The following is a 25726-nucleotide window of genomic DNA, read 5'->3' as shown; positions in this document are numbered from 1 at the left end:
AGGGTTGACGACCTCATTCGAGACTTCACCGCCGGTAAGCACCCCTATCAATCCACCAAATCGAAGCTCATGGAATATCCTGCAGAACGCTCCAGTCGGTCCACTTTAACGACCCGAAGGCAAGCCAATCCGGCGCAATTCCCGACTGCATTTTCAATTCAAGGGATTGTGGCAGCTTGGCGGACCCGTTTACATCCCATGATCCTCCTCCAAGCGGATTTCCGCCAGCGCCAGGTGGGAGACCTGTGAGATCGAGCTTACCGGTGAACTCGTCAAGTTTAACCTCGGAATTATAAACCAAGCTGGCACGAAATGCGTATTCCGGAACCTCGTAGGCGAAGCCACTGCGCCATCCCCATCCGTCTGCTTCCAGCGTTAATCGACCGAGACCGTTCCAGCCAAACGGGTTAGCCGGGATAGGCGCGACCAGCTGTTCTTTGAAGCCGTCCATGGATTGGTAAAACACACCACCGATGAGCCGAAACTGGCCCTTCTCGCTGACGTCGAATTTATAAGAACAGGTTCCGGAATAGCCATCGCTATTCATTTTGGTTTCGGTGTTGTCGTTGGCGCCAGCCCAGTTTCGACCGGGATTTGTATGTGCGCCCCATGGCTGCGAATAGTCGAGAAGGCAATCAAGGGAATCGATGATACCGAACTTGAGACCGATCCGCGGAACCAATAAGCCTCAGATTCCTTAACACCGTCGGTTCGTCCCCCACCAACTGGTCCGTCCCACGGACTGCTATCTCTGACGTTATTTAGCTTCCTGTTTGGCATGACATAGATGGAGGTCGCCTCCGTGGCGAACCGATCCGGATCAAACAGAAGGTCTATGTTATAGCCGCCACGTTCCAGTCCGCCGGCAGAACCATGACTGGCCGTTCCCAATACAACGCAGCTCGTACAAAGCAGGGCCTTCAAAGGCAGTTTGACCATTAATTCCCCTCCGAGAATGGTGAAATTGATCCCCTTGATTAGGACAAACCCCTGCACCTGATGATGGATATTCACAATTGATAGTTCATGTTTGACGATCTGAACTGTCAGACTTCGACAGAAACCGTTTTAAATTAATTCCGGCGAAAATTATGTACGGCGGAATTGCCAGTGAATAGTGACCACAGTTTAATTGCAGAACATCCGGGTTTACGCCAGCATTATTCAGACTTTCCAACAGAGCAATTGACACTTCTGGCAATACAACCTTGTCTCTTTTTCCCAAAACGATCTGAATATCCAGATCAGGACGGGCGAGACTGTAAGCGTAGTTCCCCAGATCAAGCGGTGCCCAAGCCCTGTGCAGTTGAGAAAGGTTTATCGTGGGTTCAAAGCTCTCGCGTATTGCTCGCGTTGCTCGCCCGGTCCAGACCATTTCGGCCAGACTGCCACCTGTGAGAAACAGCGAGGCTTTCCTAACGTTGGTATCATGAGCGGCGACCAGTCCTGCGACCCATGAACCGAGGCTCATTCCGAGTACGGAGATTTCTCGATATCCTTCGCTTTTCAGCCAACGAATGAGCTTCTGTCCATCCCACACGGCCTGCCGTAGTGACTGGATCGTTCGGCCAAGATTTGCGCTTAGCATATAATCAGCGTAGTCGGCCCCCGGACGGCTCCTTTCAAAATGATACGGCATAGCAATCTCAACGACTGTGATGCCCCTTTTGGACAAATAACCCGCTATCTGTCGGTTGCGGGATCGTGCGTTCCAATGATGAAAGATTACCAGTGCCTTGTCGCGCGAGCCGCTATCGGTGATCTTCGACCAGACCAGGTTATTTTCCTCAATGTCTGTCGAAATATCAGATGGAAATTTGAGGAAATCCCCTGCCCGCTCAAAATCGTTGTCGTCGCCGAGTGGCGCTCTGAAGTACGATGGCGTGGCAGTTGCCTGCACCCCGAGCTTGCAGAATTCTTCGATGTTGGAAACATTCGCAGCGCCCGGAAACGCGCGTTCTGCATCAAGACTGACGATCGTTGCTTTTTTAGCATCTTCTCCGCGTCGTGCCCGTTTCTCATCCCATTGATCAAGCCAACTATGAAACACTTTGATTGCTAACCTCACTCGCACGCCCGCGCCCGAAGGCCGGATCAAATAAGCAGTAAATAGCGATTAGGAGCCCGGCAAACATCAGGACCGTAAAGCCGGAAAACGCGTCGATAGACAAATAGCTTGCGAAAAGCAGCGCCACAACTGCGGTCATTTTCCAGAGAGCGACTTTATAACGACTTCCCGATCCAGCGCGGATCACACCATATAGAAAAACAAAACAGGTTGATATTGCGATGAGCAGGCTGCTGAAGTGTGTCGGCATCCGATAGCTAATGCGACTGTGCACGTCTGTACGATCGAATAGGATCGATGAAAGGTCGCTAATCACCCATGCAACGATGCTTGGGTCATTTGACGCCAGATAAGAGCTTTGCAGCTTCATGACGGTAGCGATCAGCATACCTAAGAGTGTGCAGCGGAAAACCCACAGCATAACCCAAAACCCGGTATCGCTTAGATCGCCCGCGTCCAAGAGGATCCGTGATTTTGCCGCGCTGCGGATTTTCCAAAAGTCATTGATCACAGAATAAAGCAGAATAAGACCGGCGAAAAAAAGATAAAACGATAGGCACATATAGAGGTAGGCGAGCGCCGTGAAAAAGATCGCAACAGGTATCGTTACGATTTCAGGCCGGACTATCGCGACTGTGCCCCAATCGATCGCGTAATTACCTCCGCCTTTGATGAGAGGCATCAAACAGACGCCAATCCACTGGAAAACACCCGCAAATAATAAGCATATTAGGAACACTGCCCAGAATGAACCGGATGAAGCATCAATAATTCGCTTCCATGCGCTGTCGCTGTCCTCGATTGCGCCATCGACAAGCCCCCTCCGTTTTTCGTGCTTCCACGAATTCACCAGTTCAAAAACAAAGGCAAGGAAGAGCGGGAGGAATACCATGAACACTAATGTCCAGTTCGCCGCCCAAAGGAAGCCGACCTGCTTGATGACGCCATCGGATCGGGTGAACTTAACGTTGTGAATGCCTATGATGAACGAAAGGAATCCAAGGGCGGACATTCCGGCAAAAACAGAAGCAGACAGATTCAGGGGAGAACCTTCGCTGAAAAGCTTCTCAGACTGTCTGGCTAGGTTCCATCGCCTGCCATCGTCATCGCGTACGGAATCCGATCTTGCTATTCGAGCTGCACCCCGGTCTGGCTCCGATGGCCCAACACTTTCGGCCCTCTTCATCTCGCGTCTTTTCGCCACCAACCGGGACTGAGCCGCGCTAAGCTCCATAATCCATTCACTTCTGGCAGCCGAGTCACCGCAGCTTAGAACTCTCGCCAGCAAACCGATGTTGGTAGTGCTTATGCCTTTCTCATTCTCCTGAAACCAGAGCTGTACAGTCCGTAGATCAACGCCGACGCGCTTGGGATCGACAAGCGTTATGGCCTCCGCAAGTAGCTCCGGCGTCCAGGGACCAGTGCGAGCGCCGTCGCTGCCGAGCGGGCGACCTGCGCCCTCAGCGGCGATACGCTTGAACAATTCCTTGAAATCGCTCCCGTCTTTCGGTGGAACGAAAAAAACTTTCCGTTTTTTATCAATCTCTTACCGGCTCAAATTTCGTTGCGTTTCGCTTCGTTTCGTATCCTAGCGTGCAAGATACCTTAATCAACGTTTTTATCATTTAGATTTTGGGATGGCTGTTTCGTCAGAATTTGGTGCATAGAGGTAAGAAACTGAGCATCGTACAGTAAGAAGTACCCGATCTTCTAATGAGTATGCTTCTTGCTGCTATCAACTATGCGTCAGTTTTGAGAATTGCACTTATGAGCTTAACCCATCTTCTGAAAATGACTTTCGGAGGCCATTATGGATGCAATTGGGAATGCGATAAGTTGGGAGAACGAAAGCGGCGGCGTTCCAGAATGTAACGCTGGCCCGACGAAACGGCTGCTGGAACTATCGTCTTTGGCTGACGACCCGCGCCGGGTCGTTGATTATGAGCCGCAAGATGTAGATGACGCAATCGGCAAACTGGTCTATCTCGCAGCCTCAATTATCTCAGGACGGCTAACCCTCGCGAAAAACGAAGTGGCCACAGTTTTGAAGAGTGTCGAAAATATCTAACTGTGATGGAAGCCCGCTCGCGGGCTTCATTTATTTGCGGTCTGTCGCAATCCATTCGCCAGATGATTGATCCTTGGCAAATCCAACCGTCCTCGCAATAGCTTGCGCTGACGGATTTTTTTTGACGTTGGTAACGCACTCGACTACGCCGTTGGCACCGTCAACAGGCCAACAATTCGCTAGTGAGACGGAAAGCTTTTCAAGTTCACTCCTATCCCACAAAAGCGGATTTTTCTCTTCCAGTTTCCTTACGGCAATCAGTGCTTCAGCTTGAGTTGGTACATCGAGTTTAGCGCTCGACGCTGGCTCATCTGGAACGGGACAAAGTGTCGGGTCGGCGTTGATGGCCGCAACTATGTCGGCCTTGGCCAGTGCTTTTGCGTTGCTCGTAGAGTTGGAGACTGCGAACCAAGTACCGCCCGCACCGACTGCGATGCCGGCACTAGCAGCCAGTGCGAGAAGTGCGTTCTGATTCATTAGAGCTCCTTAAAGTTTCAGGTTGAACCAATAGCGCCCCTTAAGACCTTGATAATCGGGAATGTCAATAAAGTAAGGGTCTTTTCGCATAGGCCGAGCAATGGAGACGACCTTTCGACAACTATTTCCGCGATCCGAGTTACCAATGTCTCGATATTGAACATCCTTGTATTGCTGAAGTTCTTTGTTCTGTTCCCTGATCTTGTTGGTGCAGGTGTTGATTGTCTTTTCGCAGCGGTTCGACAGCATTGCGCCGCGATCACTCATATTGCTGGCTTCCTTGAAACCAGATGGACAATCCTCGTAAGGCTGATATCCGGGTTTGCCAGACTTTGCCTCGTGGCAAATGGGCCATGAGAAACCCGGTTTTGCCATGGCCTTGATCAGTTTGGTCATTGGCGGGACACAATAAGGGACGCCATGCCACGAAGGGTTTGAGGATGCTGCGCACAAAAGAACCTGGCAACCCCAAGATGGCGTGCCTCCCGTGTCTTGCGCAATTGCAGCGGATGGCGTCCCGGCGATAGTGCCAAGGCCAGCGAGTGCAAACAGAAGCTGCTTCATTTCAGGTCATCCTCATATTGTAGCGGTTGAAACCAACCCGGTAGGCAACATGTCTCGGGCGTGAAAAGGGGACCGTGTGATGAGATCTCCGGCCGCGTAGCTGCATAGGGCGATAAGTGTGAACGCAGAAAACCAGTAAATTCCAATTCGATAGACCAAGAGCTGATTTGGTATGTCGCGGCATACCGCTGGATAGGCAAAGACGCCGATCAAGAACGCATCGAACGACATTTGCCGTTGTTCGTGGAAAAACAGCGATATGGTGAGGAAAAGGGCCGCGATTATGCCGTGGACCCACCAGATTTTCGACGACGGGATGATAAGCAAAAACGATAGCAAGATGGCCAACAACAAGCAGGCCATGGGATCGCGCGCGAAATTGAGCGCAATATGAGCGATCTCCGCCAACTATCGGTCTGTCCTTCTTGGTTTTCTGCGCGCGTCGGCAAACGGGGGAGAGATCTCGCTTTTGCGCTCTACGAGCAGGTTGAAATCCGCGATTGGCTGACGATCGAGCGTTTTGTCGACTGCCTTACGCCGCCACTCGTTCATATCCAGAACGTAAGTTCCCCACATGCCATATCGCGCCGACATGGCGGCACGCTGATAGCTGAGATATTGAGGGTGGTTGAGGTAGGGTGAATCCACCCTCGCCCAACCCACGCGAAGCATTTCGAGAGCTAGGTCGCGTCCCCGTGATGTGCATCTTGCTCGTGCCATGCCTTCAGCATCATAGCCGACGACACCGCAGGAGACGGCAGACGCCCCGATCGTTCTTTTGAGCCAAGCTTTGGCAAAGGGGCCACAGGGTACAGGCGGCGGTGCTTTCGTGACGTCTCTGTTCGTCCATTTCGGATCCAGCGCCCATTGAGGCAATTCGCACGCGTCAATATCCGCGAGCCGAACTCGTTGGGCATAAGCGGGAAACCAGAGGGTCCGACCATCAATAACCGCGACACGACCCTTGAAGATTGGAAGCGGTGCCGGCTGGCCAGGTTGAACCAGTAAGCTGACAGCTGGCGCGCTTTGAAGAGAGTCAGCTGCGAATGCTGGTGTCGATGCGAGGGCAAATGACATTGCTACGATCAGATATTTCATTGTTGGGCATTCCTCGTCCGTTCGTTTGCCGATTTGCTCAACAGGATGGCAGGATGCTGAACGTCTTCGAATTGCCAGAGGCCTGCCCGCTTCTCACGAGCTTCCTGTTCGGCCACTGCGTATGCTGGATAGTAGGGAAGCCCGTCAGCCTTCAGCGCGGCAAAGGCATAGCCGCTCGTAATCAATACCGTCGCTAAATCGAGGCGATTTCCGCCGATTGTGGCATAGCAAATGACATAAGAAGTATCGGCAGTTTGCGCTACGGGAGCGCACACGGGTTTGGTGTCTTTGATATAAGCGGCGAATACGGCAAGCGACGCCTCACCGCAGTCCTTCTTGTTTCCGGTCGTATCAGTGAAAGCAGTTCCTCGAAGGCATGACTGAACACCATAGAGGCGATAGCGCTGGCCTTCTGAGACCCACGTATCGCCAGTTTCCAAAGTAACGCCCGGCTGGAGGTCGAAATATCCCTCCGGGGCTGCAAAAGCCGTCGTCGATAAAAGGACCATGCAGAGCGATAATAGGGCTGGCTTCATTGGGCCTTCACCCGCGGATCGGCCCACATACCATAGGAGCCGTCTTCTCCAATCTTCTGCGCGTTCTCCAGATCGGGACGCTCTAGCTTCCCGTCTTTCGATTTCGCAATGCGGAGCGCGCCAAGAGAGAGCAATTGCTCTTCGAGCATATCAACCGTGTCCAGGCTCCCGGGGTAATTGTAATAGCCGTAGCACGTCACATTTTGTTTGGGTGCGCTCTCTTCACTAACAAATGCCCGACAAAAGAGAACCTTCGGCGACTGCAACATGATCTGCAGCTGCTGCTTGGCGTAGTCAGTGCAAGAACCAGCAAAATCATCCTTGCGATTGACCATTTCGCCTTTGCAGGCTTCTAGCCCGTACAGATTCAGAAGGGTCTTATCATCAACCCGAAATTCGGTCGGTGAAGTTGCCTTATAGCCCGAGGCGGATGCAAACCCCTTCCGAGCCGTAACTTTTCCGTCGCCGTCATAATACTCAATGACAAGCACGGTCTTCCCGGGCGATGCCAGCGACTTGATGTAGTCCTTGTTGATTGCAGGCGCGGCGATTGCGGCTGTTGCCAACATACAACTGCTCATTGCGATTGCGATGGTTCTCTTCATTTTCTAGCCCTTACCGTCTTGCTTATTCGTTATCCCTATTCATAGGGGGTTTATGATTTGCGAAAAAGCATGTATCACTTAGCCAAATTGGTATCATGCTATTATGAACTTAATCGGTTTTTGCTGCAACCTCAACAGCGCATGTGAGGTCTGCGACAGGAGCTAAAGGGCTAGAATGGAGAGGCTTTCAATCAAAGCGCTATTGTTAAGCGCCACATTGTTCATCCCGTTCGGGATTGCCGCCACTTGCGCAGAAGAAAGAGGCGCAATTGCGCCTTTCGCGCAAGATGGCGACGCCGAGGCCGCAACTCACGACGCATCCGGATCACGCTCGGATTTGACCGTATTCAACCGCCGCTGGACAAGCAAAAGCAAAGAATTTGTCGTGGGTTCCGATGGCATCGTTTCTGCGGAAAATAAAAGCGGCAATGGCACTAATACGAATAACCATATTGGCAACGTCTCCAGCGCCGTTATAGCCACTGGCTCTCTCGCTAGTATTACCAATCCGGCTATCTCTCTTCAGGATGAATCTGCCCGTTTAGGTGATTTGCGTTTTACTAAGCAGGCCGCTGTATCCACTCCCGAATGCGGCCCGTCCCCGCTATCACCAGAGGAAATCAAAACACTGGTCGAACAGGCCGCTCGCCGACATCAAGTCGATGCTCTGTTTGCTACCGCCATCACCTGGGCAGAAAGCCAGTTCGATCGTTCCCGCAATTCAGACAAAGGCGCACGCGGGCCGATGCAGCTCATGCCGGGAACCGCTGAGCGCTTCGGCGTCCGCGACGTCTGTGATCCGGCGTCAAATATTGAAGGCGGCGTTAAGTATCTCCGGGTGCTTTTGGACGAGTTCCAAAACCCCCTGCTTGTTGCCGCTGCCTATAACGCAGGCGAAGGCCGCATCTATGAGTACGGCGGCGTTCCACCTTTCAGGGAAACCGTCGGATACGTCGCAAAAGTCGTCAATTACCAGCTTGGCGTAACCATGCCAGCGCCGAAAAAGAAGCTCGTTGCGAGCGGTCGCAGATCCTCGCCGATCATGGCGAGCGAAACTCAATCCGGGGTCATTGCAGTCAAGAAAACCGGCACCTTCGTTGGTGGCGTGATGCATTTTTAAAGGAGAGAAGGATGATCAACGAACAGAATAAGGTTTGGCATATCAGCGCTTCAAAGCTGGCAGTCTGCCTTGGTTTGCTGGCTGCTGCGCAAATTGTCGGGGCGGATTTGGCGTTTGCACAGTCAGGTGGCGTTAATGGTGCCTTCGCGCCGGTTCAGACAGTATTTCAAGCTATCGTTGATTTCATTAGCGGCCCTATTGGTCGTCTGTTTGCGATCATCGCTGTTATGGCGCTCGGTTTCCTCGCATTTGCTGGCCGACTGTCCTGGTTTCTTGCGGGCGGTGTGATCCTCGGAATCGGTCTTGTTTTCGGTGCTCCATCAATCGTCGACGAGCTGATTAGCACGGTTGGAAACTAGCGATGGCTGAGTACGAGGATGTAAAGCCGCAGCTGACACCGTTGGTAATCGGGTTAACTCGATCTCCCACCATGTGGGGTGTCCCGTATATGGCAGTGGTCGTCGTTATCGGCATCACAATCATAGCATGGCTGGTCAGCAAGTCGTTCTGGACCCTGCTCCTGGCCCCGATCAGCTATGCGGTGCTGTTCTCCCTTTGCGCTTGGGACAACAAAATTCTCGATGTGCTTGAAGTCACCGCGCGCAAAACGCCTCGCACACGCAACAAGTCCTTCTGGGGAACAAATTCGTACGGACCTTAGCTAATGTTGAAAGTCGTCAGAGAAGAACTCGGATTTAGCAAGGTCGCTCATAATGAGCGGCCTATGGCTTCGCATATCCCATATCTGAGGCATATGTCGGATACAGTGATCGGCTTGGAAAACGGCGCACTCTTGTCGGTCATCAAACTCGACGGCCTCTTTTTCCAAACCGAAGATCAAGCCGAACTCAATATGCGCTCGAATGTTCAGAGTACGATCATTCGTGCGCTTGGATCGAGCCGCTTTTCTGTCTGGTCGACAGTAATACGCAGACAGGTTGACTCGGAAATCGGCGGCGCATTCGATGATGCGTTCTGCGAACAGCTGAATAACCGCTATATGAGCCAGTTACGCCATAAGCGCATGTTCGCCAATGAAATTTATTTCTCGATCGTGCGAACTCATATGCGTGGCGCACTCGGCCTCAGCGATATAGTAAGTCGTGCATTCACACGTTCTGGAGGCGCTGAGGTTCGAGATCAGCAAACGCGTGAAACCGTGACCGAACTCGAAGAGCTCGTTTCCAACATGGCGCGCGAGCTGCAGAAATATGGTGCGCGCGAGCTCGGGATAACATATTGCGATGGGGAGCCCTATTCCGAACCATGCGAGTTCATAAATACCATTATAAACTGCGGCGTGCCGCGCAAAATGCGCCTTCCCCGGATGGGCATTCGAAATTACGTCGGAACGTCACGCCTACATTTCGGTAAGCGAGCGATGCAAACGCAAGCCGCCACCGATGAGGACAATCGTTATGGCGCGATGCTCTCTATCAAAGAATATCCGCCATACACCGGTCCCGGAATGCTGGATGGACTGTTGCAGGTGAATCATGAGTTCATTCTGACGCAAAGCTTCACAATTTCCGACAAACCGATTGCGCTGGAGCGTATCACCCGGCTTCAGCGCCAGATTGCCGCGTCGGATGAGTCCGGAAGTGCAGTCGAAAGCGATATCGACTTCGCGCTTAACAGTCTCATGAATCAAGAGGCTGTTTTTGGCATTCACCACTTCTCTTTGCTTTGCCTGTCTCGCGACCTTGAAGGTTTGAGCAGAGCAGTTTCCGAGCTTGGTAGCTGCCTGACCGACATGAACATCAACTGGCTGCGCGAGGACGTGAACCTTGAAGCGTCCTTCTGGGCACAATTGCCCGGCAACCATAGCTATCGTGCGCGAAAGGCCATGCTGTCTTCGGCAAATTTCTCCGGCCTTTCATCAATGCACAATTTCGCGACCGGTCAATCGGACAATCTTCATTGGGGTTTGCCGATCACGATACTAGAGACCACCTCGCAAACCCCATACTGGTTCAACTTTCATCGTCGCGATATTGGTCACTTCCTTGTCACTGGCCCGACTGGCTCCGGTAAGACCGTCGCCCTGACATTCCTGCTGGCGCAGGCGATGCGCATCAGCCCTACCCCTAAAGCAGTCTTCTTTGACAAGGATAGAGGTGCCGAGATTTTCGTGCGTGCCATGGGGGGAGCTTACGAAGTCCTCTCGCCGGGAACACCGACGGGTTTCAATCCGCTTCAGCTGGAAAACACCGGCCCCAATCGTGATTTTCTGCTTCGCCTTTTGAAATCAATGTTGCGATCTAGCGATCAACGCGACTTCAGCCAGGAGGACGCAGACACGCTGGAACGCGCAATTGCCCGTATCATGGAAGAGCCGGCAGCTCAGCGCAACTTACCAAACCTTTCGGGCCTCTTGGTAGGCAGATCGCGGGCAGATGCGAACGACCTGGCGTCAAGGTTGCGTCCTTGGATCGATGGCGAAAAAGCATGGCTGTTCAATGCGCAGCACGATGTGCTGTCATTCTCCGGGCGTAGTGTCTTCGGTTTCGATATGACCAGCATCCTCGGCAACGAGGATATCCGAACCCCCGCACTGATGTACCTTTATCACCGTCTCGATGAGCTTCTGAACGGCGAGCCTGTCATGTTCTTCATGGACGAAGGCTGGCAGCTGCTTATGGATGAAACGTTCAGTCATTTCATCATCGATAAGATGAAAACCATCCGTAAGCTCAACGGAATTGTAGGTTTCGGAACTCAGTCGGCAGCGGATATTGCCAAAGCAAAGGCGTCTCACACCCTTATTGAGCAATCGGCCACGAATATTCATTTCCCGAACCCGCGCGCTGACGAAGAGAGCTACATCAAACGCTTTGGCCTGACGGTTAAAGAATTCAATTTCATCAAAAACACTCCGCCTGAAAAGCGCACGTTTCTCGTCAAGCACGGGAATGACTCAGTCATTGCCCGTCTGGATCTCTCGAAAATGCCTGATCTCGTCAAAGTGCTGTCGGGTCGAAAAGAGACCGTCGAAGAATGTGCTGCGCTGCGGGAACGATATGGCGATGAGCCTGAAAACTGGTTGGCTGAATTCTGCGGATGGGAGAGGAATGATGCATAAGAAAACTGCTCTATGCATATTTTTGGCGTCAGCGACCATGCCTTTGTCAGCATTGGCTGGTGGCGTTCCTGTCATTGACGGGTCGAATTTGTCCGAAAGAACGGTTCGTGATCAAAAAACGTCCGAGATCGAGAAGACGGATAAAGACCGGTTCTCCCTCAACAAGAGCGTAACATGTGCCGTCTACCGACCGGGGCGCAAGGACGATCCCGTTGCAGCCGCCAAAGCCAATCAGGAAATTTCCGGGTTGGTCAAACGAGTGGCGCGCGAAGAGGGTGTAGACGAGAATCTGTTTCTAGGGCTCGTTTATCAGGAAAGCCGCTTTAATCCATGCGCGAAATCGGGCGTGGGAGCTATCGGTTTGGCTCAGTTGATGCCTGATACCGCTAAAGAGTTGGGCGTAGATCCCCATAACATTGAACAGAACCTGCGCGGTGGTGCTCGTTATCTCAAACAGCAGCTCAAGCGCTTCAACGGCAACGCCAACCTCGCTCTTGCAGCGTACAATGCTGGCGCTGGCAACGTTAAAAAATACGGCGGCATTCCCCCGTTTAAGGAAACGCAGGGGTACGTCCGGAATATCACGCAGAAATGGACACCGGCGTTCGGCGGATCAAAGGACCTGCCCATGAACTACGGCGGTGGCGATACAGCATATTCCGGTATGCGGGATTCGACCATCAATGCGATGGCAACGACGCAGGCAACCCAGGAAAGTACCGCCAACGTCGCTTCATGGCTCACGCAGCTCGGCGGTATGCAATCCGGCACAATTCAAGACAGTTGGGATCACAACGCCGGCGCGCGAAATGCGAACCTCGAAATGGTCAACCAGGTGATTGTCCTCGGCAATTCAATGGCCGACCTGCTCAACAGCCGCAATGCAGTTTCAGCCAGTGGCATTTCTGGCGCATCACAATCGTCTGCGTCCAAGAAGAAAGACGACAAGCCCCGAGAAACGACCGGCGTTTGTGATCCCCGTACCGGCCTCGAATGGAATCCGGAAGAAAAGGCTTGCGTTCAGCAGCGTGAACGCGAGGCGAACATCAAACTTAACCTCGATCCTCAATAAGGGAGATTATTATGAAACGACTGATCATTTCGGCGTCAGCGATTGCCGTAGCTTCGGCATCGTTCGCTCCCACGGCGGCTTATGCAGGTGGTGTCCCGGTCATCGATGCTGCCAATTATGAAGTGGCAAAACAAACCTCCGTCACGACTGACAAAATCCTCGGGACAAACAAGGAAATCCTGACAACGGTCGAGGAGACATTGAAGGCCGTTACCGGTGATCGCGGCGGCGATGCCAACCAGATGCAAAACCTGGCCGTCGGAAATGGCTTCAGCGTATCGTCAATGCCCTCTTTTGACAGCCTTATGTCCGGCGGAGTGCCAAATTTTGGTAGCATGGGCGGTGACATCGCCAAAGTGGCATCCACTTTCATCAACGGGCTTCAGCTCGTTAAGAACTTGTCGGGACAAGCAAATAGCAGCTTCAGTGGAGACAAGTCATATGAACAGATGGTCAACACTGTGCTTGGTGTCGCCGCACTCGTAAATGGCTCGCAACAGGCGGTAACGACGCGCCGAAGCGCTTTTGAACAGGCCGGGCAGAGTATCGGTCAGGCAAAGGACATTAAAGGTTCCATCGACCAGAACACGCAGCTGCAAGTCCAAGCAGGGCTGACCATCAATGAACTGATCGGCGTCATGAACGGTGCCGTGTCGTCGTTGCAGACTGATAATCAGCGCCGCCTCACCGACATTTCCAATTCCAAGAAGGTGTTGACGTACAGTGCAAACTAATATCGCAAACATCTTCCTGAAGTTCTTTATCCTCACCGCCATCGCAGCCGGTGTTGCCGGCTGCGGAACGGTCAAGGAAAAGACTGCTCCGTGCAAACGTCCAGCAAATCTCACGTCTTTTGCCGAAGACATTCGGCACGACTGCGGACCTATGGCCTTTATCAATGGCGATCCAGCGACCGCCATTGCTGCAATCAATTCGATAGCGTCGGAATAGTCGGGGGCCGCTATGCATGATTTCTTGAGCGATCTTTTGGAGAGAATTGATAAGTCCGGCGAGAATTTTTCTTCGCAGGCTTACAATATTATCGGCTCTGAAATCACGCCGCTGCTCAAGGTGATGTTCGTCGCCTATGTTGGATATTACGGTATCCAAGTAATAATGGGGACTTCGCGTATCAGCGTGGCCGAAATTGTTACTCGCGTATTCCGCATGGTCTTCATTCTGGCATTGATCAGCAACTGGGGTTACTTCAACGATTTTTTCTACAAGTGGCTGAACAATACTCCTGAAGATGTTGGTCGCGCTATCTTGACGGCCACCAAAACAGGAATTACCGAACCGACAAACGGTCTTTCCATGATTTGGCAGACCGCCAATCAGGCAGCTTCGGCCTTTGCTGAGCAGTCAGGCTATTTTACCATTTTGCCGTCGATGATCGGCTTTCTCATAATGGCCTGCGTGGCAATCTTTATCGCCGTTGCTCTCGCAATACTCGTTCTTGCGAAGGTGATGTTATGGGTACTGATCGGAACCGCACCCATCTTCATCGCCTGCATGTTGTTTGAACAATCGCGCAGTCTCGGGCAGGCGTGGTTCCAACAAGTTCTTCTATATGCACTGATCCCGTTATTCGTATTTGTCGTCGCCGCCTTCCTTATCGCTGCAATGGACCCTGAACTGACGAAGGTATCCGCTGCCGCCACGGAGCGACGCCTTACACTCAGTGATATTTCAGCCTTCCTTCTGCTTTGTTTTGCCGGGGCATTTGTCCTTTTGAACATCCAGGTCCTCGCTCAGGGCATTGCAGGAGGATTGGCCGTTGGTATCGGCGCCGCCGCAACACGGCTTGTTCGCATGACCGGTGTCACCGCTCCAATGCAGATTGCGCGAGCTGGCTTCAAGGGGATCGGTGCGAGCTATCGCGGCGGAAGGTCGCTTTACAATCGTTTTGGCGGTGGCGGCGGTGGTGGTTCGATTTCCCCGACAAGCCAGGGCGCAAAAGAAGCAATGCAAAACCGAATAAGCAGCAACAGCCTGCCTCGCTGATGCTGCAGGTTCATAAGAGGTAAAGGGCTAGATCATGACTGATTCCAAAGAAGCTGCATTGAGAAGTTATTTTCAGGACGGTGATCGTTGGGAGAACGAAATCGTCCGGAAAGCAAAACGTTCAAAGGCCGTGGCATGGTTCGTAACCATCATATTCGGGCTCGTCGCGCTTTTCGCGTTGCTCGCGCTCGTTATGCTGGTTCCGTTAAAGTCGTTCGAGCCTGTGATTGTCGTCGTAGACAAGGCTACGGGCTACATCGAAACCAAAAGCGGGCTGACAAAAGCGCAAAATCTGACGGATTCACGCGCAATTACCCAAGCCAACGTCGTTCGGTATATTAGGACACGTGAAGGCTACGATCCTTACGCGATTGATACAAACTTCGGCACGGCAGCACTGTTATCGACAGGTGATGCCGCTCGCGAATTGCAGGAACAATACAGCGCTGCCAACCCGAAGAACCCGGCCAAGGTATACGGGAAAAACAAGCGGGTGCTTGTCGATGTGAAGTCTGTCACGTTCCCCAACGATTCCACCGCTCTTGTCCGTTTTTCAACGACTGAAAAGTCCGATACCGATGCGATCACCAGACACTATATTGCAGTCGTGCGCTATCGCTATACGGACGAACCAGCCACGAACGAATGGCGGTTTGAAAATCCTCTCGGCTTCCAGGTTTACAATTACAGGCGGGATCAGGAAACCGTCACGGAAGGGAGCAAGGGATGAGAAACCGCTTCCTTCTTGCGGCGGCGTTCTCGACCGTCCTCATTTCGCATGCCCACGCTGCCCAGACGCCTAGGGCTGGCTCGCTGGATTCACGTGTGACCAGTGTCGTCTATCAGCCCAACAATGTCGTCAAAATCTCTGCGACGTACGGCATATCGACAATGATCATCTTCGATGAGGATGAAAAGTTTGAGACCATTTCGCTTGGCGACACAGAGAGCTGGCAGGTTGCTCCAACCGAAAAAGGAAACATCCTCTTCGTTAAGCCGACGGCCAAGAATGTCGTCACCAACATGAACGTTGTCACGACCAAGCGCATCTATTTTCTGGAGCTGCACGACTACGCACCAGATGCTGGCAAGAAGGTCTTTGGCGTGCGCTTCATCTATCCTGAAAAGGATCTGAATGCAGCGATGCGCAAAGAGGCCGAATATCGTGCTGCCAATCCGAATATTTCCAAGATCGATAAGGCTAATGTCAACATCGACTATTCCTTTACCGGAGATACGAAACTGAAGCCGTCGATGGTCTTCGATGACGGCAAGAAGACCTTCTTCAAATTCACCGGTCGGACACCTGCAATTTTCGCAGTAAACAGTGATTTTTCCGAGACATTGCGAAACTTCCGCAAGGAAGGCGAATATCTGGTCGTAGATGGAACGGCAAGACAATACACCCTCCGCGATGGTAATCAGTGGATCTGCATCTTCAATCTTAGAAAGCCGGATTTTGGCGCACCCGATCCTGACATCATGGGTCCCGCACCTGATCATGCGGCAACCAAGAGAAGAAGGAGCGGCAACTGATGAAACAGTCTCCCGAATTGGAAGCACTGGCGGCGGCTGATGACTCCGGTGTCAGCAACAAGAATGCAAAGCGGAACCAAACGGCTGCGATGGCCGTATTTCTGCTGGCCGGTGTAGCTATGGCTTATTTTGTTCTCAAACAGCCCTCGGAGAAGCCGCGCGATCTCGTGCGCAGTGACGAGGAGTTTAGCACGACGTCGTTCAGACCGCCGTCTTTCGTGCGCGATCAGGATCAGCCCCCTGCCGCACCCGAGCCAAATATCATCAACATTCCACCGCCTCCACCGCCACCAGAGCCGGAGCAAGTCGACACCACGACATTTAATGTTCCTCCCCCTCCTCCCCCGACGGTCGCTGTGAACGAACCCGCTCAGGCATCCGCGCCGGAAATTGTTGAAGAATTTCCAGACCGGTTCAAATCGAAGCTGATTCAGATGGATCAAGCGAGATCTGGCGGAGCGAATGGCGGTCTTGGTGGCGATAGTGGCGAGGGAACACCGACTGTTGCTGGTGAAGACAGAAACAGCAAGTTTCTGGCGACGGCCTCGGCAATGGCCGACCGAAATGCCAAGGCTACGAAAATCAAGCGTATCGACGCGGTTGTGCCGGAAGGAACGATGATACCCGGTATTCTCGAAACCTCGATTGTAAGCGATCTGCCAGGCCAGGTTCGCGCCATTACGTCAGAGGACGTCTACAGTTTTGATGGTCGTCGCATTTTGATTCCGACCGGCACTCGACTCATAGGTGAATATCAAAGCGACGTAATGACAGGCCAGACCCGCGTTTTTGTTGTCTGGACCCGCTTACTGCGTGATGATGGTGTAAGCGTGCGCCTGAACTCCGTTGGAACTGACAGCTTGGGTCGTTCGGGTCTCACCGGCATCGTCGATAAAAAATGGCGTGAACGGTTCGGTGCCTCCATCATGTTGTCCGTAGTCGGCGCCGGTGCAAGCTATCTGACAGGTTTTGGTAGCGGTGAAGCCTTCGGTCGTAACAATGATGATGCGAAACGCGGAGAAGAACTAGCCCGCCAGACGATCGCCGACACTTTCTCTCAAATGGCAAATACCGCTCTGAGCGAGAACTTGCGCATCAAACCGACAATCAGCGTCCATCAAGGCGAACGCATTTTCATATTCGTGCGTCAGTACCTCGATTTCTCAGAGCTGTACGACGATCCCGTAACAGAGGCGATGAAGGAAATTCAACGTGAACGCAGGGATAAGTAGAGCGACAACGACCATACAAAGCAGATATTACTTTCTGGATCGGGCACTTGAGCCACTGCGGCCATTTCTCAACGATCCAAAGGTCGTTGAAATCTCGGTCAATAAACCAGGTCATGTCTATGTTGAGCGACTTGGTGCTGATCATATGGAGTTACATGAGGTTCATGCACTCTCAGCAGTTGAGATTCAGAATATCGGTGAACGCGTCGCCGGAGCAACCGACCAGTTCATCAGTAAATCCGCGCCCATCTTAAGCGCTGCGTTACCAACTGGTGAGCGTATTCAGATCGTTCTTCCACCCGCTTCACCGGAGGGCGGATCCATATCGATCCGCAAGCAGGTCTTTAGCAATTTTAGCTTGGAGGAATACAGAGATAGCGGTTCACTGGATAAAGTTTCTGTTGCTGTTGGCGGACTGAGCGACATTGATCGTGTGCTCATCGAATATCTGAAGCAGAACAGAATTTTCGATTTCATCAACACAGCAATCACGCAACGAGTGTCGATGCTGATCAGCGGCGGCACATCATCGGGGAAGACAACCTTTCTGAATGCCTGCCTGAAATCGGTCCATCCGAAGGAACGGATTATCACGCTGGAAGACACCCGCGAACTGTTTCCCATCCAAGAAAACCGCGTTCATCTGGTAGCTTCGAAAGGCGGGCAGGGCACCGCTGACGTCACAATTCAGCACTTGCTTGAATCATCGCTTCGTATGCGGCCTGATCGTCTATTCGTTGGCGAGATACGCGGCGCTGAAGCTTTTGCATTTCTTCGCGCCATTAATACTGGTCATCCGGGTTCTATGTCGACGATTCATGCCGATACGCCGCAAGGTGCCTATGAACAGCTCGCCATGATGATGCAACAAGCGGGGCTATCTGGCGGATACTCGAAGCATGATCTCATGTCGTATATCCGGATGGTCATCCCCATCGTCATCCAGTTGCGTCGCGACGGCGGAAAACGTGGCGTATCGGAGATATTTTTTGCACGAAATGAGGAGCCATGAGCAAGGGTTACAAAGCGGTCTATCTGACATTTTGTGCCGGCATAGCCTTCCTTGTCTGGACCTTAGCTTATGGGGTCGTACTCGGGGTAGTCTATAAAGACAGCCGAATTTTGAATATCACCATCACCGAAAATCCTTTTGCGCCGCTTCAGCAAGTCTGGGCCTACGCGTCCAACTCAACTCTGCAACGAGTTGCCATCGGTGCCTTTTTACCTGCCATCGCCGCCGCCGTATTTGCGGGCCATCTCGGTCTTAAGGCTCACGAAAATCCCTTAGGGGATGCTGCTTTTCAGGACGTCATGGGCCTTCGTCGCGGCAAGTGGTTCCGAAAGACAGGGCACATATTCGGGCGGTTCGGCCGCAATGTGCTGCGAGCGGCAGACAGTCGCCATCATCTGATTATCGGTCCTACACGATCGGGTAAGGGAGCGGGCTATGTCATTCCAAACGCCCTCATGCATGAAGGTTCAATGATCGTATCCGACTTGAAGGGCGAAATTTTCAAGGCGACAGCCGGATATCGCAAGAAGAATGGCAGTCAGGTCTTCCTCTTTGCTCCCGGCTCGGAGAGGACAAATCGTTATAATCCTCTAGATTTTGTGCGACCCGAGCGCGGCAATCGCACAACGGATATTCAGAATATCGCCAGCATTCTGGTTCCCGAAAATGTTGGCTCTGAAAACTCAGTTTGGCAGGGCTTGGCTCAACAGGTCGTAGCCGGAATTATAAGCTATGTTCTGGAGAGCCCCTATTATCACGGACGGCGCAACCTCGGCGAAGTCGTTTCCTTCGTGAACAGTGGCGTTGATCTTCAGGCGCAGATCAAGTTCATCAAGGAAAAAGAGCCGAACCTTTCAAAATATACGGTCGAAAGCTTTAACGCATTTCTTGCATTGTCAGAGCGGGCGGCGGCATCCGCGCTGCTGGATATCCAGAACGCGCTTAGACCCTTCCGAAATGAACGTATTGTAGCCGCGACAGAAGTAACCGACATGGATATCGCCGCCATGAAACGGCGGCCTATCTCTATTTATTTAGCACCTAATATTACCGACATTACAATCTTGCGCCCACTTCTCACTTTGTTCGTGCAGCAAGTCACGAATATTCTGACACTCGAACACGATCCCAATTCGCTTCCTGTCTATTTTTTGCTGGATGAATTTCGGCAGCTTAAAAAGATGGATGAGATTATGACGAAGCTTCCCTATGTGGCTGGTTATAATATCAAGCTTGCTATCATCATTCAGGATCTCAAGAATCTCGACGAGATTTATGGCGAGACTTCGCGTCACTCCCTTCTCGGCAACTGTGGTTATCAGCTGGTGCTAGGTGCCAACGACCAGGCGACAGCGGAATATGCATCCCGGGCACTCGGAAAAAGAACCATCCGCTACAAGTCGGAATCCCGTACCATTGAAATTCTCGGTTTACCTCGGCGCACAAAAGTTGAGCAAATCCGGGAACGCGATTTGATGATGCCGCAAGAAGTGCGGCAAATGCCAGAAAGTAAGATGATCTTGCTCGTCGAAGGTCAACGACCGATCTATGGCGACAAGCTGCGATTTTTCAACACCCAACCCTTCAAATCTGCTGAAGCTTATTCGCAATCGCACGTTCCTGATGTGCCGACGATTGAATATTTGCCCCATAGGCCGGTTCCAGCACTCACGAGCGAATACGCGCAAGACGGGCAACGGGCCGCTGAGCAGACAATTAGCCCCCTGCCCTACAGTCCTCAGTCAGATGAGAAAACTCGGCCGAAAGCCAGCATAACCGCCTCCCCGTCGATTCCTGAATCTGGTGACGGGAACCAAGAAAATACCAGGACGGTCAATCTGAACGTCAAATTGCCATCAACTGGCATAGACAAGAAATCAGCAATCCCACCGGGTTATATCGATGATCGGATAGAAGAAGTCGAAGCGAAACTTAAACCGAGCGCAGAACGATTATTGAAGGCTGTCAACGAGAAAGTTGATGCTTCTGGCACATCCCCTCGAAAGCGGAAAAGTTATCTCGACATATTCAACGCTACTGTCCCGGACCCAGAGGATATTGGGCTGATGACCATTTCCAACTAGCCCGTGAACCCATAAACGCGAACGACTGAGATGGGGTGGCTTTCTGTCTGTCCGCTGCTGACCGCATAAGCTGGAAAAGCTGTCGTTCAATTGCCCGCCGAACTTCGGCAGGGATGCGCCTTCATTCATGTCGTTCATTGATTATCTGACTGTTCGCGAAAGTGGACGTAGAGTGGCGACCAGTCATGCCGCCGAGAGCAACACCGTCTCTTCTTTGTATGAAAACCGCTTCGAGATGCAGACGGTGTCCCTCCGAGGGCCCCGCGATAGTTCAAGGGTCAGCAGGCTGTCATTCGAAAACGCAGGGCTGAGCTCGAGTTTGAGATACTCAAAGAGTTGTCGGTCATGCACAGCAATCATCACCTGCCGTCCATGCTCCTTGGATAGTGTTCTAAGCAATGCGGCAAAATGAGCGATATGGACGTCATCCATCGATTGTACCGGATCGTCGAGGATCAGCCAGGGGAGCTCTTTGGGCACTGAGAGATGAAGTGCCGTGAATAGAGTCAATGCACCGGTATTGAGATTGCCCGCGCTCAACATCGCACCAGGAGTTCCGCCAGCCTCGCCGCCGTCCCGATGCTCGGTGATTAACTTGGGCTGAAGTTTCTGGGTAGACGATTGGGGGATTCTGAATGCGGGAACGAAGGGCTCTCCCGGCGCGAGCCGCACAAATAGGTCACGCCACACGCGATTGAGCCGGTCGTTAAACTCGCGTCGAATTATGGCAGAGCGCACTGTGTCGACGGCGCTCCGAATTGCGTTGCCCTGATCGCGGAGGACCTGGGCCCGTGACAACGCCTGATCCGCGTGTTGCCAGGACGCGAGGTCTGCCGCAATCCGCTGGTCGACCTCCCCGCGGCGGGAGATTGCCGTACGGATTGTGGCGACGTGATCAGCGCCCTTGCGCCGCATGGCAAGTCGATGTTCAAAGTTCGTCGCGCCGGCTGCCAATATGCTTTCCAGCCGCACGACGGCAGCTTCGAATGATTCATCCTCCTCAAGCCCAGGCGTTCCTATCGAACGGGCAAAGTCGCTCAACGTATCACGTGCGGCCGCAAGCGCAACATTGCGCGACTGAGCTTCGCTTACCGCGCGTCGCGCGGCTACATCGGCCGCACGCAATTGCGCTCCCTCGTGTAGCGCATCATGCAGGCTTTCAAGTTCGGTTATGAGCCCATCTGTAGAAGCCGTTCGCCGATCGAGGTTGGCCAAAGTTTCTTCGTCAAGTTTTCGAGATCCAATGGTCTCGATCTCACGTGCCAGACGTTCAGCCGTAACCTGAACCTCACTACGGGTCCGCCCTAAGGTGAGTAACCTCTCCGCCGAAGCGGATAGTGTTCTTACCTTGTCGTGAACATGGTCGCTGAGCGACCCTTCGCCTCGCTCTCTGAAATCTCGATCGCATACCGGGCAGACGTCGTCAGTAATGAACGACGTCAATTCCGCCAATGCGGCCCCAAGACTACCCGCACTGCTCGGCAAGCGAGCGAGTTCTTGATCGATTGTATCGCGTTGGCGCAGCGTAACATCTCGCTCATCCTGCGCTAGAGCGTACCGTGTTATGTCGGCACGGGCTTGTGACGTGCGATCACTCAGCTGCTTTTTTTCGGTGTGCAGGCCTGCTAGCGCCACCTCAGCAAACCGTTCCGGTTCGCTTGGCAACGCGATAGCGGGTAGGAAGGCCTCAATACGACCGCGCACATTGGTGATGCGCGTGCCGTAATCGGCTTCCCAGCGTGCAAACGCTGCGCGGGCAGCCTCCGATCCGGACGGGGTGACAACGGCACTGGACAGAGTCGCGCTTTGTGCCGCGTCGATTTCGCGTCGGATCGAGGCGAGTCTCCGCTGCTGATCAGTCAGGCGTGCGAACGCGTCAATATCACTGCTTTCCGAAAGAGCGGCCGCCACGTTGGCTAGCGTATCCTCCCGCACCTCAGTTGGAAGCTGAAGCGCGGAGCAGAGCGCCGTAAGGTCGCCCATCGTGTTCTGGATTTGCTCGCTTAACTCCTCGCGCATTGTGCGTTCATCGGTGAGAAGTCGGTCCAGCCGAAATTGTTCGTTCTCGGCTCCCGCCCAGCCATCAATGATCTTGCGGACGTTACGCACATCCGCCAGAGGTTTCAGCCCAGCCTCCAGAGCGTCCAGCCGATCAAGGCCGAGCAGTTTGGTCACGAACTGCGCCAGAGGCGATTCCGCATCGTTGCCTGCATCCTGATAGATCTGCAGCAACTGGCCGAGCAGGGCTTGCGGCAAAAATACCCGCTCCCGGAAAAAGGCGGCTCGCTGCTCGTCAAGCGCGCTCACCGACCGCGGACCAGTTCCACTTAGTATTACGCTGAAGTTCTGTTCTGTGGTGCCCGCCAAAGCCTTGAGTAAGACGCGGCCTTCGGACGCCGAACGATGCAGCAACTGCTTCTCATATCCAGGGTCCGCACGCTCCAGCGACTGAACCATTCCGGTAAGTGCTAATTCAATGGCTGACAGAAGGCTCGTCTTTCCCGCGCCATTTTCGCCATGGACGAGAACCACCTTGGCGTCGAGTGGCGCATGGATTTTCCCCCGAATGCTGCGGAAGTTGCTGATATCGAGGCTTCTAAGGACGAGGTCGCTCACGATTGGTCCTCTTCCGGTTCGGGCTGAAACGCACTGTTAATTGCCAGCGCAACCGCATCGGTCACTGCCTGCTCCCCTCCACTGGATGCGTTAATCAATGCATCAAGGAGGGAGGTGTCGGAGTCTGCCGGAAGCGCACGCACGAGCTGATCCATAGCGGGGCCGCTGCCGTTCTGAGCTTCAACCATGGGGAGGGGCAGAGTAAGGGGAAGAAGCACTCGGATTCGATCATCGAGTTGGCGTTTGGCATCGTCGTCTGAAGGCTTTCCTTTATCGTCGAGGCTAATGCCTTCGACCTGGAGCACTCGGCATGTCTCCGACAGAGCCTCGATCCCTTCCGCCAATAAAGCGCCAGCGAGAATCGCGGTCACGACATAGCGCGAGCCGGTGACGTCGAGCGCTCGGCTCAAGGCTTCCAAGCGTTGGCGAACACGGTCGCCGTCGCGGTCGCCATAGTCTCCAGTTGTCGTGTCGACCAGAAGCACGAGGTCCAGCGCCCGACCGTCGCGTCCGCGCATAGCACCGGTGAAAGCAAACTCGACGCCCGCAACTTTGAATGGCGTCGGCAGGTCGCTGTATCCGGCATCTCGGAGGCGCTCTTGGACAACATGAATGAGGGGCGAGTTGCTCATAACATCATCTCCGCGACGAATTCTCGCTGGAGCGTCGCGGGATCGTCACAGCGCGCGAGTAGATTGCCAAGGCTGACATGCGTTTCTCCAATCTGTCCGGTTCCCCCGGGTGCGGAGCGAACTCGCCGCGCAGTTACACCACCCCCTGCCATTTGATGCCAGGCGTTGTCGGCATGGACGACGATTGCATTGTCATTCGCGAAAGCTCCGCGACTCTTCAGGCCAATCGCTTCGGTCGCCGATTTTACCACAAAGAATGGGCGGTCGACACCGTCTGGACGCAGGGCGCGAGCGGTAAGGGCCCCTGACGTCAGGGCGTCCGAGACAGGCCCGCGCAGCTCCCATAACCCAGCTTGACGCCCATTTTCCAGAAGCGACAAGGCAATCCCAAGGCATCCAAAACCCATGCTTTGAGCGTTTTGGTCGGCCGCGAGGAGATTAGGTGTCGAACTGGAGAGCGTTTCATAGGCCTCCGGGTTGGAAGGCAGAGCACCTGATCGGAAGAGCGAAAGCATTCGCGACCAAAGCGCGATGGCTTGGTTTACGAAAGCGGTCCTGTTCTTGGTCCCAGGAGCGGGGACAGCTAGGCCGGCGATGTCGTCTCGAAGCGTTTCCAGCAAGGGCGCAAGTGCGACAGCAATGTGCGCTTTGCCCAAAGGCGCCAAGCCAAGTTGCATTAAGATGGCGAGCTTGTCCGTAAGGAGCTTCAACACCAGCGCGATGAGTACCTTTTCGCCCCACGCGCGCAACAGCGTGGCCGCATGAACGGCAGCCGGATCGCCATTGTAGGCGTCCCCGTAAGACAAGCGGAGGACGTCACGCTGCCCTTGTTGGATTCTATCCTCGCAGAAGATATGAGCCGCTGAAGCGGGCGCGCATGGCCATGGCCATGCGTGTATGGCCCGCGCCCGCGCAAAAAGGGTTTGAAGATTGTTGTCCTGGATCGAGAGTCCCAGCACCAAGGTCTTTTGGGTTGTCGCAAGCCCAACGACTGCGTTGCACATTGCTGCGAACTCTGCCGCTTCCGGCCAACCCATTATCTGAGGGTAACTACCAGTCAGAAACCGACGAAAGACTGCCGGCTCACGCGTGGCATGCACAATGCACCCGTGGAATTTCAGCAGTCGGGCGCGTCCGGCGGGTCCCCGCAGCTGATCAGGATCGACGACGACTTGCAGCACGCCCTGAACACCACCGCTCAGCCGTTCGACCGCTGCCTCGATGAAGCCATCCCAATTGGCTGAGGCTATCGCTTGTACTGCTCCTTCAAGGATTAAAACCGCAATGCACAGATGCTCAGCGGCTGGAGCGGCCGGGTTTTCGAATGCCTTTCGGATATTTATGGCATCCCAGAGTACAAAATCGGGCTCGGTGCCAGGGATACGAATGTCGAGCACGCGCGAATATTTTGTCCACAGGCGCTCGATGATTGCGTCGTGTTCGGGCCACGCCGCCAATGGCTGTGGGTACTGCGCCTGGACATTGTCCGGTTTGATTTCCGCAAGATCGAGTGCTTCTTCGAACGCGGGCAAATAGGCTGCCGCAGTTGCCGGATTAATCGCCTTCGCGCGGATATAATCGAAAGCTTGTTCGATCAAGTTGCCAAGATTAGGAGCCTGCCGCGAGATTCCAGAACCGACCCACAGCGCGAATTCACCATTCTCCACCGCACGCGCCATTGAGGCGAATTCGACGCTGAACTTCGCAAGTACTTCTCGCACTGAGATTTCGTTCGCTGTCGGCCCCAGCGCCACATCGCCCCCCATTTTACGCGATTAGCGTTACCCTTTGGATTGACATTACATTTCAGCGACGCGTTGTCCAGTGCGAGAAGAGTTAGTTCTCTTCGTTTCACAATCGGCAGCTGTTCACCGAGGATGCTCAGAACCCGATGGTCGGCAAGAGCCCCCATTCCGCCGT

At 53.5% G+C, this 25726-nt stretch carries 26 protein-coding genes; 14 read left to right on the top strand and 12 right to left on the bottom strand.

Annotation, left to right across the window (positions count from 1 at the left end; genetic code table 11):
- Positions 1-67: 67 nt before the first annotated feature.
- The 3 genes from ABDF71_RS26510 to ABDF71_RS26500 form a co-directional block, all read right to left on the bottom strand.
- On the bottom strand, positions 68-682 hold the full coding sequence (locus tag ABDF71_RS26510) for an outer membrane protein transport protein (RefSeq protein ID WP_500062006.1): 615 nt from the start codon (positions 680-682) through the stop codon (positions 68-70).
- A 342-nt stretch (positions 683-1024) separates the two neighbouring features.
- Entirely contained in the window at positions 1025-2050 is a 1026-nt protein-coding gene (locus tag ABDF71_RS26505; RefSeq protein WP_151610616.1) for an alpha/beta fold hydrolase, read from the bottom strand.
- Positions 2040-3611 carry an RcgA family putative transporter gene (locus ABDF71_RS26500; protein WP_500062008.1) on the bottom strand — a complete coding sequence of 524 codons (1572 nt, stop codon included), beginning with the start codon at positions 3609-3611 and terminating at the stop codon, positions 2040-2042. Before ABDF71_RS26500 ends, ABDF71_RS26505 begins: the two co-directional genes overlap by 11 nt.
- 267 nt (positions 3612-3878) lie before the next feature.
- Here ABDF71_RS26500 and ABDF71_RS26495 point away from each other — a divergent pair, with 267 nt between their 5' ends.
- Positions 3879-4136, top strand: a complete 258-nt coding sequence (locus tag ABDF71_RS26495) for a hypothetical protein (RefSeq protein ID WP_151610609.1) — start codon at positions 3879-3881, stop codon at positions 4134-4136.
- Between the two features lie 30 nt (positions 4137-4166).
- Here ABDF71_RS26495 and ABDF71_RS26490 read toward each other — a convergent pair whose 3' ends face one another.
- Genes ABDF71_RS26490 through ABDF71_RS26465 form a run of 6 tightly spaced genes read right to left on the bottom strand, consistent with a single transcriptional unit; the run spans position 4167 to position 7416 of the window.
- On the bottom strand, positions 4167-4613 hold the full coding sequence (locus ABDF71_RS26490; RefSeq protein WP_151610608.1) for a hypothetical protein: 447 nt from the start codon (positions 4611-4613) through the stop codon (positions 4167-4169).
- A 9-nt stretch (positions 4614-4622) separates the two neighbouring features.
- Complete coding sequence (locus tag ABDF71_RS26485; RefSeq protein ID WP_151610607.1) at positions 4623-5177, bottom strand: hypothetical protein; 555 nt, start codon at positions 5175-5177, stop codon at positions 4623-4625.
- A gap of 12 nt (positions 5178-5189) precedes the next feature.
- On the bottom strand, positions 5190-5585 hold the full coding sequence (locus ABDF71_RS26480) for a hypothetical protein (protein WP_151610606.1): 396 nt from the start codon (positions 5583-5585) through the stop codon (positions 5190-5192).
- On the bottom strand, positions 5586-6275 hold the full coding sequence (locus tag ABDF71_RS26475) for a thermonuclease family protein (RefSeq protein ID WP_151610605.1): 690 nt from the start codon (positions 6273-6275) through the stop codon (positions 5586-5588).
- Positions 6272-6811, bottom strand: a complete 540-nt coding sequence (locus ABDF71_RS26470) for a thermonuclease family protein (RefSeq protein WP_151610604.1) — start codon at positions 6809-6811, stop codon at positions 6272-6274. Before ABDF71_RS26470 ends, ABDF71_RS26475 begins: the two co-directional genes overlap by 4 nt.
- Complete coding sequence (locus tag ABDF71_RS26465) at positions 6808-7416, bottom strand: hypothetical protein (protein ID WP_105529524.1); 609 nt, start codon at positions 7414-7416, stop codon at positions 6808-6810. Before ABDF71_RS26465 ends, ABDF71_RS26470 begins: the two co-directional genes overlap by 4 nt.
- 175 nt (positions 7417-7591) lie before the next feature.
- Here ABDF71_RS26465 and ABDF71_RS26460 point away from each other — a divergent pair, with 175 nt between their 5' ends.
- From ABDF71_RS26460 to ABDF71_RS26400, 13 genes are read left to right on the top strand one after another with little or no spacing between them, the layout of a single operon-like run.
- Entirely contained in the window at positions 7592-8536 is a 945-nt protein-coding gene (locus ABDF71_RS26460) for a lytic transglycosylase domain-containing protein (RefSeq protein ID WP_151610603.1), read from the top strand.
- Between the two features lie 11 nt (positions 8537-8547).
- Positions 8548-8895, top strand: a complete 348-nt coding sequence (locus ABDF71_RS26455; protein WP_105545309.1) for a TrbC/VirB2 family type IV secretion system protein — start codon at positions 8548-8550, stop codon at positions 8893-8895.
- A gap of 2 nt (positions 8896-8897) precedes the next feature.
- Positions 8898-9197 (top strand): VirB3 family type IV secretion system protein, encoded by a 300-nt coding sequence (locus ABDF71_RS26450; RefSeq protein ID WP_094544258.1) that lies wholly within the window; start codon positions 8898-8900, stop codon positions 9195-9197.
- Between the two features lie 3 nt (positions 9198-9200).
- Entirely contained in the window at positions 9201-11618 is a 2418-nt protein-coding gene (locus tag ABDF71_RS26445) for a VirB4 family type IV secretion/conjugal transfer ATPase (protein WP_151610602.1), read from the top strand.
- On the top strand, positions 11611-12690 hold the full coding sequence (locus tag ABDF71_RS26440; protein ID WP_373418774.1) for a lytic transglycosylase domain-containing protein: 1080 nt from the start codon (positions 11611-11613) through the stop codon (positions 12688-12690). Before ABDF71_RS26445 ends, ABDF71_RS26440 begins: the two co-directional genes overlap by 8 nt.
- 11 nt (positions 12691-12701) lie before the next feature.
- Complete coding sequence (locus tag ABDF71_RS26435; protein ID WP_151610600.1) at positions 12702-13424, top strand: type IV secretion system protein; 723 nt, start codon at positions 12702-12704, stop codon at positions 13422-13424.
- A complete protein-coding gene (locus ABDF71_RS26430; protein WP_231771635.1) occupies positions 13414-13641 on the top strand; it encodes a hypothetical protein in 228 nt (75 codons plus the stop codon). The genes ABDF71_RS26435 and ABDF71_RS26430 overlap by 11 nt, the downstream gene beginning before the upstream one ends.
- Positions 13642-13653: 12 nt before the next feature.
- Positions 13654-14694: a TrbL/VirB6 family protein gene (locus ABDF71_RS26425; RefSeq protein ID WP_151610599.1), complete on the top strand. Its 1041-nt coding sequence runs from the start codon at positions 13654-13656 to the stop codon at positions 14692-14694.
- 34 nt (positions 14695-14728) lie between these two features.
- Positions 14729-15424, top strand: a complete 696-nt coding sequence (locus ABDF71_RS26420) for a VirB8 family type IV secretion system protein (protein WP_151610598.1) — start codon at positions 14729-14731, stop codon at positions 15422-15424.
- Positions 15421-16230, top strand: coding sequence for a P-type conjugative transfer protein VirB9 (gene virB9 / locus ABDF71_RS26415; protein ID WP_151610597.1), 810 nt, complete (start codon positions 15421-15423; stop codon positions 16228-16230). Before ABDF71_RS26420 ends, virB9 begins: the two co-directional genes overlap by 4 nt.
- The gene (virB10, locus tag ABDF71_RS26410) at positions 16230-17462 is read left to right on the top strand and encodes a type IV secretion system protein VirB10 (protein ID WP_151610596.1); all 1233 of its coding nucleotides are present in this window, start codon (positions 16230-16232) and stop codon (positions 17460-17462) included. The genes virB9 and virB10 overlap by 1 nt, the downstream gene beginning before the upstream one ends.
- Positions 17443-18474, top strand: coding sequence for a P-type DNA transfer ATPase VirB11 (gene virB11 / locus ABDF71_RS26405; RefSeq protein ID WP_151610595.1), 1032 nt, complete (start codon positions 17443-17445; stop codon positions 18472-18474). Before virB10 ends, virB11 begins: the two co-directional genes overlap by 20 nt.
- On the top strand, positions 18471-20558 hold the full coding sequence (locus ABDF71_RS26400) for a type IV secretory system conjugative DNA transfer family protein (RefSeq protein ID WP_151610594.1): 2088 nt from the start codon (positions 18471-18473) through the stop codon (positions 20556-20558). The genes virB11 and ABDF71_RS26400 overlap by 4 nt, the downstream gene beginning before the upstream one ends.
- A 183-nt stretch (positions 20559-20741) precedes the next feature.
- On the opposite strand, the gene ABDF71_RS26395 is transcribed toward ABDF71_RS26400, so the two are convergent.
- From ABDF71_RS26395 to ABDF71_RS26385, 3 genes are read right to left on the bottom strand one after another with little or no spacing between them, the layout of a single operon-like run.
- Positions 20742-23174: an AAA family ATPase gene (locus tag ABDF71_RS26395; protein WP_192799578.1), complete on the bottom strand. Its 2433-nt coding sequence runs from the start codon at positions 23172-23174 to the stop codon at positions 20742-20744.
- Complete coding sequence (locus tag ABDF71_RS26390) at positions 23171-23806, bottom strand: hypothetical protein (RefSeq protein WP_151610592.1); 636 nt, start codon at positions 23804-23806, stop codon at positions 23171-23173. Before ABDF71_RS26390 ends, ABDF71_RS26395 begins: the two co-directional genes overlap by 4 nt.
- Positions 23803-25560, bottom strand: a complete 1758-nt coding sequence (locus ABDF71_RS26385; RefSeq protein ID WP_500062005.1) for an SIR2 family protein — start codon at positions 25558-25560, stop codon at positions 23803-23805. The genes ABDF71_RS26390 and ABDF71_RS26385 overlap by 4 nt, the downstream gene beginning before the upstream one ends.
- Between the last annotated feature and the right edge of the window lie 166 nt (positions 25561-25726).

Source organism: Ochrobactrum sp. WV_118_8, assembly GCF_039631535.1.
Lineage (GTDB): Bacteria > Pseudomonadota > Alphaproteobacteria > Rhizobiales > Rhizobiaceae > Brucella > Brucella anthropi.
Note: the sequence above shows the minus strand (reverse complement) of the source record. Positions and strands in the feature narration are given on the sequence as shown.